General features: G+C 69.2%; 18 protein-coding genes. 1 reads left to right on the plus strand and 17 read right to left on the minus strand.

Going from position 1 to position 17437, the window contains the following annotated elements; all coding sequences use genetic code 11:
- Positions 1-5: 5 nt before the first annotated feature.
- The 16 genes from L3V18_RS02095 to L3V18_RS02170 all read right to left on the minus strand — a co-directional run bounded on the left by L3V18_RS02095 (position 6) and on the right by L3V18_RS02170 (position 14111).
- Positions 6-620: a hypothetical protein gene (locus tag L3V18_RS02095; protein WP_237052944.1), complete on the minus strand. Its 615-nt coding sequence runs from the start codon at positions 618-620 to the stop codon at positions 6-8.
- Positions 617-1666 carry a tetraacyldisaccharide 4'-kinase gene (gene lpxK / locus L3V18_RS02100; protein WP_237052945.1) on the minus strand — a complete coding sequence of 350 codons (1050 nt, stop codon included), beginning with the start codon at positions 1664-1666 and terminating at the stop codon, positions 617-619. The genes L3V18_RS02095 and lpxK overlap by 4 nt, the downstream gene beginning before the upstream one ends.
- On the minus strand, positions 1663-3411 hold the full coding sequence (msbA, locus tag L3V18_RS02105) for a lipid A export permease/ATP-binding protein MsbA (RefSeq protein ID WP_237052946.1): 1749 nt from the start codon (positions 3409-3411) through the stop codon (positions 1663-1665). Before msbA ends, lpxK begins: the two co-directional genes overlap by 4 nt.
- Complete coding sequence (locus L3V18_RS02110; protein ID WP_237052947.1) at positions 3408-3869, minus strand: ExbD/TolR family protein; 462 nt, start codon at positions 3867-3869, stop codon at positions 3408-3410. Before L3V18_RS02110 ends, msbA begins: the two co-directional genes overlap by 4 nt.
- A 10-nt stretch (positions 3870-3879) precedes the next feature.
- The gene (locus tag L3V18_RS02115; RefSeq protein WP_343226301.1) at positions 3880-4539 is read right to left on the minus strand and encodes a MotA/TolQ/ExbB proton channel family protein; all 660 of its coding nucleotides are present in this window, start codon (positions 4537-4539) and stop codon (positions 3880-3882) included.
- 241 nt (positions 4540-4780) lie between these two features.
- Complete coding sequence (locus L3V18_RS02120) at positions 4781-7036, minus strand: DNA internalization-related competence protein ComEC/Rec2 (RefSeq protein ID WP_237052948.1); 2256 nt, start codon at positions 7034-7036, stop codon at positions 4781-4783.
- Between the two features lie 178 nt (positions 7037-7214).
- On the minus strand, positions 7215-7910 hold the full coding sequence (lolD, locus tag L3V18_RS02125; protein ID WP_237052949.1) for a lipoprotein-releasing ABC transporter ATP-binding protein LolD: 696 nt from the start codon (positions 7908-7910) through the stop codon (positions 7215-7217).
- 117 nt (positions 7911-8027) lie between these two features.
- Entirely contained in the window at positions 8028-9275 is a 1248-nt protein-coding gene (locus tag L3V18_RS02130) for a lipoprotein-releasing ABC transporter permease subunit (protein WP_237052950.1), read from the minus strand.
- Between the two features lie 6 nt (positions 9276-9281).
- Positions 9282-9659, minus strand: a complete 378-nt coding sequence (locus L3V18_RS02135) for a hypothetical protein (RefSeq protein WP_237052951.1) — start codon at positions 9657-9659, stop codon at positions 9282-9284.
- 46 nt (positions 9660-9705) lie between these two features.
- Positions 9706-9960: an FAD assembly factor SdhE gene (locus tag L3V18_RS02140; RefSeq protein WP_237053686.1), complete on the minus strand. Its 255-nt coding sequence runs from the start codon at positions 9958-9960 to the stop codon at positions 9706-9708.
- Positions 9961-9971: 11 nt separating this feature from the next.
- The gene (locus L3V18_RS02145) at positions 9972-10391 is read right to left on the minus strand and encodes an MAPEG family protein (RefSeq protein WP_237053687.1); all 420 of its coding nucleotides are present in this window, start codon (positions 10389-10391) and stop codon (positions 9972-9974) included.
- A 76-nt stretch (positions 10392-10467) separates the two neighbouring features.
- Entirely contained in the window at positions 10468-11256 is a 789-nt protein-coding gene (locus L3V18_RS02150; protein ID WP_237052952.1) for a succinate dehydrogenase iron-sulfur subunit, read from the minus strand.
- 16 nt (positions 11257-11272) lie between these two features.
- Positions 11273-13066 (minus strand): succinate dehydrogenase flavoprotein subunit, encoded by a 1794-nt coding sequence (sdhA, locus tag L3V18_RS02155; protein WP_237052953.1) that lies wholly within the window; start codon positions 13064-13066, stop codon positions 11273-11275.
- A 6-nt stretch (positions 13067-13072) separates the two neighbouring features.
- Positions 13073-13468, minus strand: coding sequence for a succinate dehydrogenase, hydrophobic membrane anchor protein (gene sdhD / locus L3V18_RS02160; RefSeq protein ID WP_237052954.1), 396 nt, complete (start codon positions 13466-13468; stop codon positions 13073-13075).
- Positions 13465-13860 carry a succinate dehydrogenase, cytochrome b556 subunit gene (gene sdhC, locus L3V18_RS02165; protein ID WP_237052955.1) on the minus strand — a complete coding sequence of 132 codons (396 nt, stop codon included), beginning with the start codon at positions 13858-13860 and terminating at the stop codon, positions 13465-13467. Before sdhC ends, sdhD begins: the two co-directional genes overlap by 4 nt.
- Positions 13861-13946: 86 nt before the next feature.
- Positions 13947-14111, minus strand: a complete 165-nt coding sequence (locus L3V18_RS02170; protein WP_237052956.1) for a DUF1674 domain-containing protein — start codon at positions 14109-14111, stop codon at positions 13947-13949.
- Positions 14112-14140: 29 nt separating this feature from the next.
- Between L3V18_RS02170 and ygfZ the strand changes: the two genes are divergently transcribed.
- Positions 14141-15022 carry a CAF17-like 4Fe-4S cluster assembly/insertion protein YgfZ gene (gene ygfZ, locus L3V18_RS02175; protein WP_237052957.1) on the plus strand — a complete coding sequence of 294 codons (882 nt, stop codon included), beginning with the start codon at positions 14141-14143 and terminating at the stop codon, positions 15020-15022.
- A 40-nt stretch (positions 15023-15062) separates the two neighbouring features.
- On the opposite strand, the gene L3V18_RS02180 is transcribed toward ygfZ, so the two are convergent.
- Positions 15063-17339, minus strand: a complete 2277-nt coding sequence (locus L3V18_RS02180; protein WP_237052958.1) for a thiamine pyrophosphate-dependent enzyme — start codon at positions 17337-17339, stop codon at positions 15063-15065.
- Positions 17340-17437: the final 98 nt, after the last annotated feature.

A 17437-nucleotide genomic window follows, 5' to 3' on the forward strand; every position in this document is an offset into this window, starting at 1 on the left:
GCCTTTCAGCGCCCCCCGTCCTGCGGCCCCTTCGCCCCGGCCCCAGAGGCCATCGTTGCCTTGATCGCCTCCGCCATGCCGTCGACTTCTCCGGACAGCAGCATGCCCCAGCCGTTCCCATGGGGCCTGATGCTGACGACCTCCAGCTTGGTCAGCGTGAGCCCGCCAGCCTCGACCGTCCCGCGGGCGACGAAGTGATGGACCTCGCCTTCCTGCACCGAGCCCAGCGGAACGAAGTCGGTGATCCTGATGCCGCCCTTGCCCGGCAATCCGGTCGTCGCCTGCTTCTCGACGAACCGCAGGAAGCTGCGCATGAAACGGTCCGCGGGCATTGCCGCGACCGTTCCTGCGTCGGCCTTGCCGCCGAACAGCATCTTCGCCAGGGCATTCGCCTCCGTCCTGGGCATGGCCCCGAACACGGGCGCCAGCATCGCCCGGAAGCGCTCGGCCTCTTCCGGATGGACGAAGTCGGCGGTCACGCCCACGCCGTCCTCGCGCACCGCTTCGACATAGCGCTGCATGAAGGCCTCGGGCGTCTCCGCGGCGGCCGGGGCGGACAAGAGCCCCGCGACAAGCCCCAGGATCAGCACCGACAGCAGGTGCTTGCATGTCGACATCATCGGATTCGCTCCTCGTTACCGCACGAATGCCCTCCCCGGGCGCCAATCCGGTCCAGCAAGGCCACCCAGAACCCCTCGGGCAGCTCCGCGCTCACCGGCACGCTGAAATGCAGCCCGGTACGGAAGGCCGTGCACTTCACCGCGTCCTTCTCGGTCATCAGCACCGGCAGCCGGCTGCCGAACTCGAAATCGGCTTCGCTGTAGGCGTGGTGGTCCGGGAACGCATGCGGCACCACCGCGATCCCGAGCCCGCGCAGCATCGCGAAGAAACGTTCGGGATCGCCGATGCCCGCGACCGCGTGCACGCGCTGTCCGGCGAATGCGGACAGCGGCCTCGGGCGGCCTCCCAGCAGCGGGATCGCCTCGCCGCAGCGCAGGCGCATCGGCCACTCGCCGAACCCGGCGCCCCCGCCCGCCTCCCGGTCCTCGCCGAGATTGAGGACGCGGAAGTCGCATCCGGCGCCGCGCTCGACCGGTTCGCGCAACGGCCCGGCCGGCAGCAGGCGGCCGTTGCCGTAGCGGCGGCGGCCGTCGATCACCTCGATCTCGATGTCTCGCGCCAGCCGGTAGTGCTGCAGGCCGTCGTCGCAGATCACGATGTCGCAGCCGGCCTCGACCAGAGCGCGAGCTGCGGCGACGCGGTCGCGATCGACCCGGACCTTCGCGCCGGTACGGGCGGCGATCAGCACCGGCTCGTCACCGCCCAGCTCGGGATCGGTATCGGCATCGACCCAGCGCGCCTGGCCGGCATCGTCGCGGCCATAGCCGCGGCTGGCCACGCCGGGCGTGAAGCCCTGTTCGCGCAGCCGGTCGACGAGGGCGATGGTCAACGGGGTCTTGCCGGATCCGCCGACGGTGATGTTGCCGACCACGACCACCGGCACGCCCGGATGGCGACTGCGGCGCCCGTCGCGGTACAGCCTCCGCCGCAGCGCGACCACGCCGCCGTACAGCCCCGCCAGCAGGCGCGCGTGCAGCGGCACCGGCGCCTGTTCGTACCAGTACCGGGGCATCTGCCCGGTCGCCCGCGACGGCTTCGCGCTCATGGCGCCTCGCGGAACTGGAGGCGGTGCAGGTGCGCGTACAGTCCGTCCGCGGCGATCAGCTCGGCATGGGTGCCGCGCTCGACGATGCGGCCCTCGTCCATCACCAGCACCTGGTCGGCGTGCTCGATCGTCGCCAGCCGGTGCGCGATCACCAGGGTCGTGCGGTTCGGCATCAGGTGGTCGAGCGCGTCCTGCACCAGCCGTTCGGATTCGGCGTCGAGCGCGGCGGTCGCCTCGTCGAGGATCAGCACCGGCGCATCCTTCAGCATCGCGCGGGCGATCGCCAGACGCTGGCGCTGCCCACCCGAAAGCCTGCCGCCCTTGTTGCCGATGCCGGTATCGGCGCCGTCGGGCAGTTTCTCGACGAACTCCATCGCATTGGCGCCGCGGATCGCCGCCTCGAGCTGCGCGGGCGTCATCCGCTGCAGCTCGCCATAGGCGACGTTGGCAGCGACGGATCCGTCGAACAGCATCACCTGCTGGCCGACCAGGGCGATGTTGCGACGCAGGTCCCGCAGCCGGTATTCCTGCAGCGGATGACCGTCGAGCAGGATCTCGCCGGCTTCCGGATCGTAGAAACGCGGTATCAGCTTGACCAGGCTCGACTTGCCGCTGCCGGAGCGGCCGACGATCGCGGTGACCGTGCCGGGACGTGCGATGAAATCGACGTCGGCCAGCGCCGGCGTGGATTGTCCGGGATAGCGGGCGGTGACGCCGCGGAACTCGAGCACGCCCCCGGCGCGGGCGAGCGGACGGGTACCGGTGTCGGGTTCGTCGTCTGCGTCGAGCACGCTGAACAGGCGCTCGGCCGAGGCCACGCCACGCTGCAGCATGCCCTGCACATTGGTCAGCTGCTTGAGCGCCGGAATGATCGCCATCATCGCGATCATCAGGGCGACGAAGCCGCCCGCGCTCAGACGTCCCGCGGCGGCCTCACGGCCGGCGAAGAACAGCAGCAGGGCCAATCCGACCGACCCCATCAGCTGCACCATCGCCGAGGAAATGCTGCGGGTCGACTCGACCTTGACGCTCAGGCGGCGGTGGTGGTCGGCCTGGGCGGCATAACGCTCCAGCTCGACGTCCTGGGCGCCGTAGACCTTGACCTCCTGCTGGTTCGACAAGGCCTGGTCGGCCGACTGCATCAGCTGGCCGCCGCTCTCCTGGATCCGATGGCTGATCCGCCGGTAGCGCTTTCCGACCCGATCCATCACCCAGGCCAGCGGCGGCGCCATGACCAGGATCGCGATGGTGACCTGCCAGCTGGTCCACAGCATGACCACCAGGCTGGCGATCACCTGGAACGACTGCTGCAGCATGACCTTGAGCGCGTCGACCGCGGCCTGGGCGACCTGGTCGCTGTCCGAACCCAGTCGCACCAGCATCGACGGCACCGGTTCGCTGTCGAAACGCTGTCCCGGCAGATGCAGGTACTTGCCGAGCACCCTGACCCGCAGGTCGCGGGCGATGCCGCGGCCGGCGCGTGCCATGCCGATGTCGCTGACGTAGCCGGCGATGCCGCGCAGGACGAACAGGCCGACGATGATCAGCGGCAGCCAGATCTTGAGCCGGGAGCCCTGGTTGATGAAGGTCTCGTTGACCACCGGCTCCATCAGCTTGGTGAACGCGCCACCGGCCGCTGCTTCGATCAGCATGCCGACCAGCGCCAGCAGCAGCAGCGGTCGATAGGGCTGCGCGAAGGCCAGCAGTCGCCGGTAGGTCTGCCAGGCCCCTGCCGAGCCGGTCATCGGGCGGCCCCGCCTCCACCCTCGGAGCCGATCGGCGCGGCTCCGGCCGGCTGCGGCGCAGTCGCGATCATCACCCGCTTGAAGCCGAGCTGGCCCAGCGCATCGTAGGCGGTGACCACCGCCTGATGCGGCGTACGCGCATCGGCCCGCAACAGCACCGGACGCTCGCGGTCGCTGCCGGCGACTTCCGCCACGGTGGCCTTCAACGATTCGAGGTCGTCGCGGATCACCTCGTGGTCGTCGACGAAATAGCGGCCATCGGCGTTGACCAGCACGCTCAGGGCCTGGTCGGGTTCGGTCGGTTCGCCGCTGGCCTGCGGCAACTGCAGCTTGAGCACCGAACGCGAATCGAAGGTGGTGGTGACCACGAAGAAGATGATCAGCACCAGGATCACGTCGATCAGCGGGACCAGATTGATCTCCGGTTCGTCGAACGCGCGGTGGTCTTGGATCCGCATGGTCCCGGCCTCAGGCGGTCGCCGCGGCCGGCTGCGACGGACGGGCCGGCGCGGCGACGGGGGCCGTCCTTGCCGGGTCGAGGGTGTCGAGCAACTGGATCGCCTCGTGCTCCATCGCGACGATGTACTCGCCGATCCGGCCGCGGAACCAGCGGTGCATCATCAGCGCCGGGATCGCGACGATCATGCCGGTTGCGGTGCAGACCAGTGCCTTGCCGATGCCTCCGGCCAGCTGGTTGACGTCGCCGATGCCCTGGTCGCCGATCACCAGGAACATCTGGATCATGCCGACCACGGTGCCGAACAGGCCCAGCAGCGGACCGGCGGCCGCGATCGTGCCGAGGGTGTTGAGGTAGCGCTCCATCCGGTGCACCAGGTGGCGGCCGACGTCCTCGATCCGCTCGCGGACCTGGTCGCGCGAACGGTGACGCACGTCGAGCGCCGCCGCCAGCAGGGTTCCCAGCGGCGAAGTCTTGCGCAGGGACTCGATGTGGGCCGGGTCGAGCTTGCCGCGACCGGCCCAGGCCCGCACCTCGTTGCCCAGCCCGGGCGGCAGCACCGCGGTGCGGCGCAGGGTCCAGGCGCGTTCGACGATGATCGCCAACGCGACCAGCGACAGCAGCAACAGCGGGATCATCGGCCAACCGCCGGCCTTGACCAATTCGAGCACTCGCGAACCTCCGGCCGGAGCCGTATTCAATCCGGCCGATAGGATAGCCCAGCCCGCGGAATTCACGTCACCGCGCCCGCAGAGGGCCTCCCGCCACTGTGACCGGGTCGGCGAAGCGGAGAGGAGCCGGGGCACTCCCGAACGCGCCGCGGGGCGCGCATCGGCCGCGGACATTCCGCTGAACGCGCTTCCGGTGCCGCACGGCGCAGCCCCGCCCCGCCGTGCCCATTTCCCCTGCGGCTCAGCGCCCCGCCCGGGCCGCCAGCCTCCGCGCCTCGGCATCCCACAGCCGCGGCTGCGTCGCCCGTCGCGCATTCACGTCGACCCCGTCGCCGCCGATGCGCACCTGCAGGGCGCCCGCCAGGGCGGTGTCGTGCACCTCGGCACCCGCCACCTGCCAGCGGTCGAGGACCGCGGGTTTCGGGTGACCGAAACGGTTGCCGAACCCGGTCGAGACGATCGCATGGCGCGCGGCGGTCGCGGCGACGAAGCCCGGATCGGAGGATGCGCCGCTGCCGTGATGGGCGACCAGCACCACTTCCGCACGCAGCGCGTCCGCGGCCCGTCGCACCAGTCCGCGCTCGATCACCTCGCCGATGTCTCCGGTCAACAGCGCCGCGCCGTGGCGGGTCTCGATCCGCAGCACGCAGCTGGCCTCGTTGCGCAGATAGGGGAAATGCGGCGTCGGATGCAGGAAGCGGAACCCGACCCCGTCCCAGCGCCAGCCCTCGCCGGCGACACAGGGTCGCGCCATCCGCACGTCCGCACCCGCCGGTGCGAACGGCGCCACGACCCTGTACTCGCGCGCCACCGCCTCCAGCCCACCGACATGATCGTTGTCGGCGTGGCTGACCACGGCGCGATCCAGACGGGACACCCCCAGTGCACGCAAGGCCGGCACCACCGCCCGTTCGCCGGCATCGTAGCCATCGCGCACCGCCGGACCCATGTCGTACAGCAGCGTGTGTCCGGCGGTACGCACCACCACCGCCAGACCCTGACCGACGTCGAGCACGTGCAGCTCCACCTCACCCGCCCCGGGCAGGTTGCGCGCGGGAAGCAGCAACGGCAGCCACAGCAACAGCGCCAGCGGACGTGCCGGCACGCCGCGCGGCAGCAGCAGCCAGAACGCGCCCAGCAACGCCATCGGCAGCGCGAACCAGCGAGATTCGGGCAACCAGCGCACCGCCAACGGACTCGCCCCAAGCCATTCGAACAGCGGCCAGCTCAGGTCGAAACAGTATGCCGCCCATCGCCAGGCCCACGTCCCCGCGCCTGCGTGCACGGCTTCCAGTCCGGTTCCGGCCAGCGACAGCGGCACCACCACCAGACTCCACCACGGCACCGCGACCAGGTTCGCGACCGGCCCGGCCAGCGAGGCCTGGCCGAACAGCGCGACGCCCAGCGGCAGCAGTCCGACCGTCGCCACCGCCTGCGCCGACAGGAAGCCACGCAGCGGCCTGCGCTCGTAGCCCGGCAGGCACCACAGCAGCCAGGCGACGCCGGAAAAACTGAGCCAGAAGCCCGCCGACAGCACCGACAGCGGATCGACCAGGAGAATCGCGATCGCGGCGATCGCGAGCGTGGCCGCCGGCTGGAAGCGCCGTCGCCATGTCCGCATCGCTGCGACCACGGCGATCATCAACAGTGTCCGCACGGTCGGCAAGGCGAAACCCGCAGCCGCGGCATAGACGGCGGCACCGCCGAAGCCAGCCATGGCGGCCGCCACCGGTCGCGGGAAACGCCGTCCCAGCCCCGGCAACAGCCACCACAGTGCGGCTGCCAGAAGCGCGGCGAATCCGGCGACGAGACCGACATGGAAGCCGGAGATCGCGATCAGATGGGTCAAGCCGTTCGCGCGCAGCAGCGACCAGTCGGCATCATCCAGTCCGCGGGTGTCGCCCAGCGCGAGCGCCCGCACGAAACGCGCGGTCGGCGATGGAACCCCGACGGCGATCCGGGCCGACATCGTCTCGCGCCAGGCATCGAGCCCGGACGCCGCGGTCAACCGCTGTGCGCGAGCCGGGTCGCGGACATACCCGTTGGCGGCGATGCGGCGGGCCAGCGCGTGCTTCTCGCCATCGAACCCGCCGGGATTGCGCAGCCCGCGTGGCGCCCGCACTCGCGCCGCGAAGCGCCAGCGCTGCCCTGCCCGCAGCGCTTCGGGCGCCACGGGATCGTCGTCATACCAGGACAGCCGCAGCAACCGCCCGCGCAGGACCTCGTGCCGGGCATCGCTGTGCTCGACACGGAATTCGAAACGGGTCCGGCGGGGCTCGTGCACAGGCAGGCCGACGATGCGACCGCTGACCTCCAAGTCCGTACGCTCCAGCGCTGGCGACAGCTGAATCGACAACGCATGGCTCGCGTGCAGCGCCGCCAGTGCGGCGCCGAGCACGAACGCGGCGGGCCAGCGCCAGCCCCGCCACAGCAACAGGCCCGCCGCGGGCAGCGCCAACACCGGCAGCGGCCACGGCGGCAGTTTCGGCAGCAGCATCGTGGCGACGATCCCGGCAAGCAGCGCCGAGCCCGTGGCAACGCCGAACAGTGCCGGCTGCGACCGCTCGGCGGTACCGCATGCGGTCGGGGGCGCGAGCCCTCCGATTCCATGTGTCGCCGAAGCGGTGGCGGTGAGAGATGTATCTGCCGGCGTCCCTGCCGTCGTGTCCATGGGTTCAAACCTCTTCCGTCGATAGCTCCCTGAGCCTGCCCTCGTGCAGTTCGAGCACCCGGTCCAGGCGACGCGCCAGACTGCGGTCGTGGGTCACCAGCACCAGGCTGGTGCCCTGCTCGCGATTCAGCGACAGCATCAGTTCGAACACGGTCGCGGCGGTCTTCTCGTCGAGGTTGCCGGTCGGCTCGTCGCCGAGCACGCAGGCAGGCCTGTTGACCAGCGCACGGGCGACCGCGGCACGCTGGCGCTCGCCACCGGACAGCTCGCCGGGCTTGTGACCGAGCCGGTGGCCAAGCCCCACGGCTTCGAGCAGGTGGCGTGCGCCTGCCTCGGCGTCGGCGAGCGCCTTGCCACCCAGCAACACCGGCAACATCACGTTCTCCAGCGCGGTGAACTCCGGCAACAAGTGGTGGAACTGGTAGACGAAGCCGAGTGCCGTGTTGCGCAGGCGCCCACGCTCGGCATCCGACAGCGCGCTCATCTTCTGCCCTGCGACATAGACCTCGCCGCCGGTCGGCGTGTCCAGCCCGCCGAGCAGGTGCAGCAGGGTGCTCTTGCCGGCGCCGGACGCGCCCAGGATCGCCACGGTCTCGCCGCGCGCCACTTCGAGGTGAAGGTCATGGAACACGTGCGTGCGCAGCGGGCCCTCGGCGTAGGTCTTGGCCAGGCCCTCGCAATGGATGACGGCGTCGCTCATCGCCACCCTCCCCGCGGCCACCGGCCGCGACGGCCGGTCGACCCGAGCCGCCGGGTCTTCCCTGTCCAGCCCTGGCGTTCGCGCACGCGCGCGACGCCGCCATCGGAATGCATGCACTCACTCATATCGCAGCGCCTCCGCCGGTGCGGTGCGCGCCGCACGCCAGGCCGGGTACAGGGTGGCCAGAAACGCCAGGGTCAGCGCGATGGCGGTGATGATCAGCACGTCGCTGGTCTGCAGGTCGGTCGGTAGGCCGGTGATGTAGTAGACATCCGCCGACGGCAGCAGGCTGACCCCGAAAACGCGCTCGATGATGCGCAGGATGTGTTCCAGATTCAGCGTCAGCGCGATGCCGCCGATCACGCCGAGCACGGTGCCGATGACCCCGATCAGCGACCCCTGCACCATGAATACCCGCATCACTCCGCCGGGGGTCAGGCCGAGCGTGCGCAGGATCGCGATATCGGCCTGCTTGTCCGTGACCAGGCCGACCTGCGACGCGACGAGGTTGAAGGAACCCATGAGGATGATCAGCGAAAGCAGCAGGCCGACCATCGTCTTCTCCATCTTCAGCGCGTGGTACATGTTGGCGTTCTCGCTGGCCCAGTCGCTGACGTTGTAGGGGCCTTCCAGCTTCAGCGCGAGGTCGCGGGCGACGTTCCAGGCCTGGTCCATGTCGTGCAGGCGCAGGCGCACGCCGGTCGCGCCATCGCCGATCCTCAGCAGGCGCTGCATGTCGGCCATGTGAGCCACGGCCAGACCGCGGTCGAACTCCTGGTGGCCGGCCTCGAAGATCCCGCTGACGGTGAAGCGCTTCTGCTGCGCGATCGCGCCCATCGGCGTGCTGCGGAAGTTGGACGTGGTCACGATCACGCCGTCGCCGACGTTGACACCGAGCCATAGCGCAAGCTCGCGGCCCAGCACGATGTTGAAGCTGCCCGGCTTCAGCGAGTCCAGCTCGCCCATCACCATCTTGTCGGCCAGTACCGAAGTGGTCGCCTCCCGCTCGGGAACGATCCCGCGCACCATCGCCGGCTGGTTGCGCGCACCGGAGAGCAGTGCCTCCTTCTCCACGTAGGGCGCGGCGCCGGCGACACGCGGATCGGCCAGCGCGGTGTCGATCGCACGCTGCCAGTCCTGCATCGGTTCGCCGTAGGCGCTGACCGTCGCATGGGCGACCATCTGCAGCATGCGATCGCGGATCTCGCGCTGGAATCCGCTCATCACCGCCAGCGTGGTGATCAGCACCATCACCCCGAGCGCGATACCGGCGATCGAGGCGAACGAGATGAAGGAAATGAAGCCGTTGCGGCGTTTGGCACGCAGGTAGCGCAGGCCGATGGCGACGGGGACTGGTTTCAGCATAGCGGGCTATCTTGCCACCGAATCCGCGTGCCGATCCGGCCGGCCGCGCATCAACGCCAGCCTCAGTTCACGTCGCGCCGGGGCCGGCAGCGTATCGGGCAGCCACAGCCGTCGACGCAGACGCCCGCCCACCGTCCGCCAGGCCATGAAGCCCAGCGGCCCGCGCCAGTCGATCCGCAGGTCCTCGACCGCCCTCCCGTCGATGCGAATCCCGCCCTCCGCGGTCACCACGAGGTCGAAGCGCGGGTGACCGGCTTCCCGCCGGACACTCCGAAGCGACCACGCGACCGCGACGAGCGCCGCGGGCCAGGCCGCCGTCGCAGGCAGGTCCGAAAGCAGGCAGCCCATCGCCGCTAGCAATCCGAGCAGCAGGATCGCGATCAACAGCCAACGCGACGGTCGCCACGGATAGCGTCCCGCCAGGGCCACCTCAGGGAGGCAGGCTGCGGATACGGTCGACGAGGGACTGGAGTTCGGCATCGGCGGCGCGGTCGTGGCCCATGAACCAGTGCCAGAGCCTATCGTCCTCGGTGTCCAGCAGCCTTAGGAAAACATCCCGCTCGTCGCTCGGAGCGCCACGCCACTCGCGCTCCAGATAGCGTTCGAACAACTGGTCGAGTTCGCGCATGCCGCGCCGGCAGCGCCAGCGCAGGCGCGCCCGCTCGCGCTCGTCGGCGCCATCCATTCCGGGCCCGCTCACACCAGCAGCTCCCAGGCCAGTGCGCCCCACAGCGCCCACAACACCAGCCCCCCGAACAGGTAGGCCTGAAAGCGATGCATGACCTTGTTGTAGGTGCAATGGATCGCGCTGTGCAGCACCCTCAGGACGACGAACAGCCACGCCAGCACCAGCACGGAAGTGGTCACCTGCCCGTTCGCCGCCGCGATCACCAAAGCCAGGTAGAACAGCACCGGCAGTTCGAACAGGTTGCGGAAGTTGTCGGCGGCGCGACTGTCGGTCAGCCGGGCCGCGGCCTGCGCCGAAGTCGCGACGGACTGCGGGTGGATGCGCTCGCGCCTCATCTGCCCGATGCGCATGAAGTACATGCGGAACCAGACCGCACAGGTCAGCGCCACCATCGCCAGTGCGGGCCACCAGATCGCGTTTTCCTCCATCACGCCCTCCTCCTCAAAAGAAAAGGGCGCGCTCGCGCACGCCCTTCGGGGATCGCTGGATCGCCACGCCAACCGCTCAGGCGCGCCGTGCCAGCATCAGCTTCTTGATCTCGCCGATCGCCTGCGCCGGATTCAGGCCCTTCGGGCAGGTCCGCGCGCAGTTCATGATCGTGTGGCAACGATAGAGCTTGAATGGATCTTCCAGATCGTCGAGGCGCGCGCCGGTGTCCTCGTCGCGGCTGTCGACGATCCAGCGATAGGCCTGCAGCAGGATCGCCGGGCCCAGATAGCGGTCGCCGTTCCACCAGTAACTCGGACAGCTGGTCGAACAGCACGCGCAGAGGATGCACTCGTACAGGCCGTCGAGCTTCTTGCGGTCCTCCGGCGACTGCAGGCGCTCACGATCCGACGGCGTCGCGCTCTGCGTGCGCAGCCACGGCCTGATCGACGCGTACTGGGCATAGAAGTGCGTCAGATCCGGCACCAGGTCCTTGACCACTTCCATGTGCGGCAACGGATAGATCGGCACCTCGCCCTTGCCGTCGCAATCCGAGATCGCCTTGGTGCAGGCCAGCGTGTTGGTGCCGTCGATGTTCATCGCGCACGAACCGCAGATGCCCTCGCGGCAGGAGCGGCGGAAGGTCAGGGTCGGATCGATCTCGTTCTTGATCTTGATCAGCGCGTCCAGGACCATCGGCCCGCAGGTCGACAGGTCGACCTCATAGGTGTCGACGCGCGGGTTCATGCCGTCGTCGGGATTCCAGCGGTAGACCTTGAACGTGCGGACGTCCTTGGCGTCCCGGGCTGCCTGGAAATGGCGGCCCTTCTGGATCTGCGAGTTCTTGGGAAGAGTGAATTCGGCCACGGGTACTCGCTCCGGATCAGTAGACGCGCTTCTTCGGCGGCACCACGTCGACGTCGTCGGTCAACGTGTACATGTGCACCGGGCGGTAATCGATCGACGTGGTGCCGTCCTCGGCGACCGAGCACAGCGTGTGCTTGAGCCAGTTCGTGTCGTCACGCTCCGGGAAGTCCTCGCGTGCGTGCGCGCCACGCGACTCGGTGCGGTTCTCCGCCGACACGATCGTCGCCAGCGCCTGGCCGAGCAGGTTGGACAGCTCGTAGGTCTCGATCAGGTCCGAGTTCCAGACCAGCGAACGGTCGCTGACCTTGACGTCGGCGAACGAGGCATGGATCTCGCGGATCTTCCGCACGCCATCGGACAGGGTCTCGCCGGTGCGGAACACCGCCGCGTCGGCCTGCATCGTGCGCTGCATCTTGTCGCGGATGACCGCGGTCGGCGTGCCACCGTTGGCGTTGCGCAGCTTGTCCAGGCGGGCCAGCGCCTCGTCGCAGGCATCGCCGGCCAGCTTGGCCTGCTTGCCGTCCGGCCTGACCGTCTCCGCGGCGCGGTTGGCCACCGCGCGCCCGAACACGACAAGGTCCAGCAGCGAGTTCGAACCCAGGCGGTTGGCGCCATGCACCGACACGCAGGCCGCCTCGCCGATCGCGTAAAGGCCCGGCACGACCTCGTCCGGATTGCCGTTGCGCAACTGCACCACTTCGCCGTGGTAGTTGGTCGGAATGCCGCCCATGTTGTAGTGGACGGTAGGAATGACCGGGATCGGCTCCTTTTCGACGTCGACGCCTGCGAAGATGCGCGCCGACTCGGCGATGCCCGGCAGCTTCTCGTGGATGACCTCGGGGCCGAGGTGGGTCAGGTCGAGCAGGATGTGGTCCTTGTGCTCGCCGACGCCGCGACCCTCTCGGATCTCGATCGTCATCGAGCGGCTGACCATGTCGCGCGGCGCCAGGTCCTTCACGCTGGGCGCATAGCGCTCCATGAAGCGCTCGCCGTTGCTGTTGCGCAGGATGCCGCCCTCGCCGCGGACGCCTTCGGTGATCAGGCAGCCGGCGCCGTAGATGCCGGTCGGATGGAACTGCACGAACTCCATGTCCTGCATCGCCAGGCCGGCGCGCAGCACCATGCCGCCGCCGTCGCCGGTGCAGGTATGCGCCGAGGTCGCGGAGAAGTAGGCGCGGCCGTAGCCGCCGGTCGCCAGCACCGTGCCCTGGGCGCGGAACAGGTGCAGCTCGCCGGTGGACATGTCGAGCGCAAGCACGCCGCGGCAGGCGCCGTCGGCGTCCATGATCAGGTCGAGCGCGAAATACTCGATGAAGAACTGCGCATCGTGCGCCAGCGACTGCTGGTACAGGGTATGCAGGATCGCATGGCCGGTGCGGTCGGCCGCGGCGCAGGTGCGTTGCGCCGGCGGGCCCTCGCCGAATCTGGTGGTCATGCCGCCGAACGGGCGCTGGTAGATCCTGCCGTCCTCGGTGCGCGAGAACGGCACGCCGTAGTGCTCGAGCTCGATGATGGCCGGGATGGCCTCCTTGCACATGTACTCGATCGCATCCTGGTCGCCCAGCCAGTCCGATCCCTTGACGGTGTCGAAGAAGTGGTAGCGCCAGTCGTCCTCGCCCATGTTGGCGAGCGCGGCCGCGACGCCGCCCTGGGCGGCGACGGTGTGCGAGCGGGTCGGGAACACCTTGGTGATGCAGGCGGTCTTCAGACCCTTCTGGGCGAGGCCGAAGGTGGCGCGCAGGCCGGCGCCACCGGCACCGACCACCACCATGTCGAAGGTGTGTTCGTGGATCTTGTAGGCAGCAGGCATGTCGGTTTATCCCAGCGCGATGCGGACGACGGCGAGCACGCTGGCGGTGGCCGCGACGAAGCAGACGAAAATGTTGGCCAGGTGCAGCAGCGTCGCCGACCACGGCGTGTGCACGTAGTCCTCGATGATCACCTGCAGGCCGAGCTTGGCGTGCCAGAACGTGGCGATCAGGAACGACACCAGCAGCACCGCGTTGCATGGATGGCCGACGCGCGCATGGACGGTGGCGTGGTCGCCGCCGATCAGCGAGATGACCAGGCCGACCACGTAGATCGACAGGAAGACCAACGCGATCGCGGTGATGCGCTGGATGATGAAGTGGCCGGTACCGTCCTTGGCCGAACCCAGGCCGCGGGCGGTCTTGAGCGGATTGCGCAGGCGCGCGTTGCGGTCCGTGCTCATGCGCCACCCCGCTGCATCATCGCCACCACCCACACCAGCCCGGTCAGCACCAGGCTGCCGAAGATGGAAATCCAGCTGTTGCGGACGAAGGCCGGGATCGAATACGCGAAGCCCGCGTCCTGGATCAGGTGGCGGATGCCGTTGAGCAGGTGGTAGGCCAGCGACCAGCTCCAGCCGAACAGGATCAGGAAGCCCAGGCCCGAACGGGCGAAGCCGGTAAAGCCGGCCCAGGACTCCGGCCCCGCGGCCAGGGCGATCAGGCCCCAGGCGAGCAGCAGGCTGCCGGCGGCGAGGACCATACCGGTGACCCGGTGCAGGATCGAGGTCACCATCTGCACCTGCCAGCGGTAGACCTGCAGATGCGGTGACAGGGGACGTTGGGGGTTCGCCATGAGTGGACGGACAGTCTCGGCTGGGCGGCGGAGCCGCGTGGCGGAAGGATCGGGCTTGTGCGGGATGGGGCGGGCGCGCGGACGCGTCAGAAGTCGATGCAGCGGCCGTTCTTTTCCCAGTCGCCATAGCGGGTGGGGTCCGGACCGCCACGCCCCCCGATCTCGACCGCCCTGGCGTCGTCGCTCACCGGCTTCGGTGCCGGTGCCTCGGGCGCGTCGGAATCGGGATCGCGGGTCGTTTCGCCTATCATCTCGGCGTTGAAGCTTAATTCCCGCCCCCATGCCTGACAACCCACAGAGCCACCTGCCGGACCCCGCTGGCCCGCTTTTTGCGTTGCCCGACTGCCACGTCGTCGCCTTGCGCGGACGCGATGCGCTCGCATTCGCGCAGGCGCAGTTCATGAACGATGTCGATGCGCTGGCCGACGGGCAGTGGCAGTGGAGCGGCTGGCTCACGCCGAAGGGCCGCGTGGTGGCGTTGTTCGCCCTGCTCCGGGTCGATCCGCAGACGGCCTGGCTGCTGCTCGCGGATGCCGATCCGGAGGCCTTTGCGGAGGCCCTGAGGCGCTTCGTGTTCCGCAGCAAGATTGAGATCGAAACGCTTGAAGGAAAAGCAGTTTATGCGGACTTCTCGGCGCCATCGGCAGCCCATGGCGCGCATGTCGGCCGGCTTGACGGCGACGAACTCGAGTTCGACATGGGCACCCCGGTCGCGCCGCGCCGGATGTGCGTCGGCGGCCGTCCGGCCGAGGAAAGCCCTGCGCAGGTCGCGCGTTGGCGCCAACACGACATGCAACACGGACTGCCGCGGCTGGAAGCCGGCCAGTCCGGACACTGGACGCCACAGCAGCTGTCGCTGGAGCGCCTGCGCGCCTTCAGCGTCAAGAAAGGCTGTTATCCCGGACAGGAAATCGTCGCCCGCACCCATTTCCTCGGCAAGGCCAAACGGGGGCTGATGCGGATCGAGGCCGCACAGCCGCTGGCAAGTGGACAGGAGCTGCAAAGCGAAGGCGGCACAGTCGGCACGCTCGTCAGCGTCGGCCACGACGGTGCCCAGTGGTCGGCGCTGGTGGTAGCGCCGCTCGACCATCCGCACGACGCACTGCGGGTGGAAGACGTCGAGGTCCGCGAGGCCCCGCTGTTGGACGGGCTGGCGCGCTGAGCGCTGCGCCGGCCCTGCCCCGCCCGCCTGCGGCGCCAGGCTATCCCGCCAGCTCGGTAGCGGCGTCGACGATGTCCTGCTCGCCCGGGATCACCAGGAAGGCGGCACCGGCCAGCGGCGTGTAGGTGTCGGCACCGACCACGCGGCGGAACGGACGCGCGCCGAAGCCGCCTTCGATTATCGCGGTGATCACGCCCTCGCCGACGCCCGCGCTGTGGCGCCCCTCGTCGACGATCAGGATGCGCCTGGCGCCGCTTGCCTGCTCACGGATCCAGGCCTCGTTGAGCGGCACCAGCCAGCGCAGGTCGACCACGCGGCACTTCCAGCCACGCGCGCGCTCGATCTCGCGCACCGCACGCAGGCTCATCGGCACGCCATTGCCGTAGGTGAAGATCACCAGGTCGTCGTTGCCCTCGCCATAGACCCGGCCCTCGCCCAGCGGCATCGCCTCGCCGGGCGGCGGGTAGTCGGTCAGCCAGCCGCCGTCGCCGGCCTCGTACAGGTCCTTGGTCATGTACAGCGCGATCGGCTCCAGGAACACGCTGACCCGCCCGTCGACCTTCGCCAGCGCGGTCAGCGTGCGCAGCATCGTCGCCGCGTCGTCGCCGCGCGACGGGCAGCCGACCACCAGGCCCGGAATGTCCCGCAGAGCGGTGATCGAGTTGTCGTTGTGAAAGTGGCCGCCGAAGCCGCGCTGGTAGCCCAGCCCGGCGATCCGCACCACCATCGGGTTGGCGTACTGGTCGTTGCTGAAGAACTGCAGGCTGGCCGCTTCGCCGCGGATCTGGTCGCAGGCGTTGTGAAAGTAGGCCAGGTACTGGATCTCGGGGATCGGCAGCAGCCCGACGTTGGCGAAGCCCTGGGCCATGCCGAGGATCATCGTCTCGTCGAGCAGCGTGTTGAACACCCGCCGCGGACCGAACGCCTTCTGCAGGCCCTTGGTCACCGTGTAGACGCCGCCCTTCTGCGCCACGTCCTCGCCGAACAGCAGCGTCTCGGGGTACTTCGCGAAGATGTCGTGCAAGGCATTGTTGATCTGGATCGCCAGATGCCGCGGCGGCTGGTTCTCGGGCAGCTTCGCCTCGCTGCCGAATGCCTGCAGACGGCGTTCGCCATAATCGGCGCGCTCCGCCTCCGCTTTCACCCGCGCGGGCGAATACGGCGCCAGAGGCGCGACGACGTCCTCGAGCCGCTCGAGCTTGGGACGGCGGTCGGCCTCCTCGGCGGCGGCGAAGCAGCGCTTGCGGATCGACTCGTACAGGTCGATCACCTCGTCCTTCGTCATCAGGCCCGAGTCCAGCGCGATCGCCGCACTGCGCAGCAGCGGGTCGCCGGCCTCGACGCGGCACAGTTCGTCGATCGAACGCCACTCGATCTCGAAGTCGGTGCCGGCATGGCCCATGATCCGGTTGGTGCGCAAGTGCAGGAAGGTCGGACGCCGGCTCGCACGGCAATGCTCGACCGCCGCCTGAACGTCGCCGTAGCCCGCGGCCAGGTCGAGGCCGTCGGCGTAGAAATAGTCGAGACCGTCCATGTTGCGGAAACGGCTGCCGATCCAGCCCGGCGGCGTCTTCACCGAGATGCCGATGCCGTTGTCCTCGCAGACGAACAGCACCGGCGCCGGCAGCTTCTGGTAGGCGGTCCAGGCGGCGGCGTTGAACGCGGTCTGCGCGGTCGCATGGTTGGCCGATGCATCGCCGAACGAACAGACCGCGATGCTGTCGTCGGGAATCGGCAACGTGTGACCGAGACGCCGGCCGGCCTCGATCGCGATCGCAGTGCCCAGCGCCTTGGGCAGGTGCGAGGCGATCGTCGAGGTCTGCGGCAACACCCACAACGGCTTGCTGCCCCAGACCTTGTGGCGGCCGCCGGAGGCCGGGTCGTCCTTGCTGGCCGCGAACGAGAGCGCCGAGTCCATCACCGGGTCCATGCCCGGCAACTTGCGGAAGCGTTCGGCCATGAAACCGCCGGAGCGGTAGTGCAGGAATGCCGGATCGGTGTGGCGGGTCAGCCGCGCGACCATCGCGTTGCCCTCGTGGCCCGACGAACCGATCGTATAGAAGACCTTGCTCTGCAGCCGCAACACGCGCGCCATCAGGTCCAGATGGCGGCTGATCAGCTGCGACTCGAACAATTCGCGGAAGCCGGCCGCGTCGAGTGCGCTGCCATCGAGGATCGCATCGGTCGCCGCCGGCCGGACATCGGCGCGGCGGTTCCAGCCCTTCACGAACTCGGTGAAATTGACGTCGCATATCTCGGCACGATTGAGTCCGCGCATGCGTGCCGGGATCGGATCGGGGACGGGCTGGAAGGTCATTGCGGTCTGGACGGGAGGCTAGGACGAAGCCGCTCATTCTCCTACACCGCCGCGCTGCCCGCACGTGCGTGCGGCGGCATCCGCGACGGACGTGCCGC

This window comes from Marilutibacter chinensis (assembly GCF_021725675.1).
Classification (GTDB): domain Bacteria; phylum Pseudomonadota; class Gammaproteobacteria; order Xanthomonadales; family Xanthomonadaceae; genus Marilutibacter; species Marilutibacter chinensis.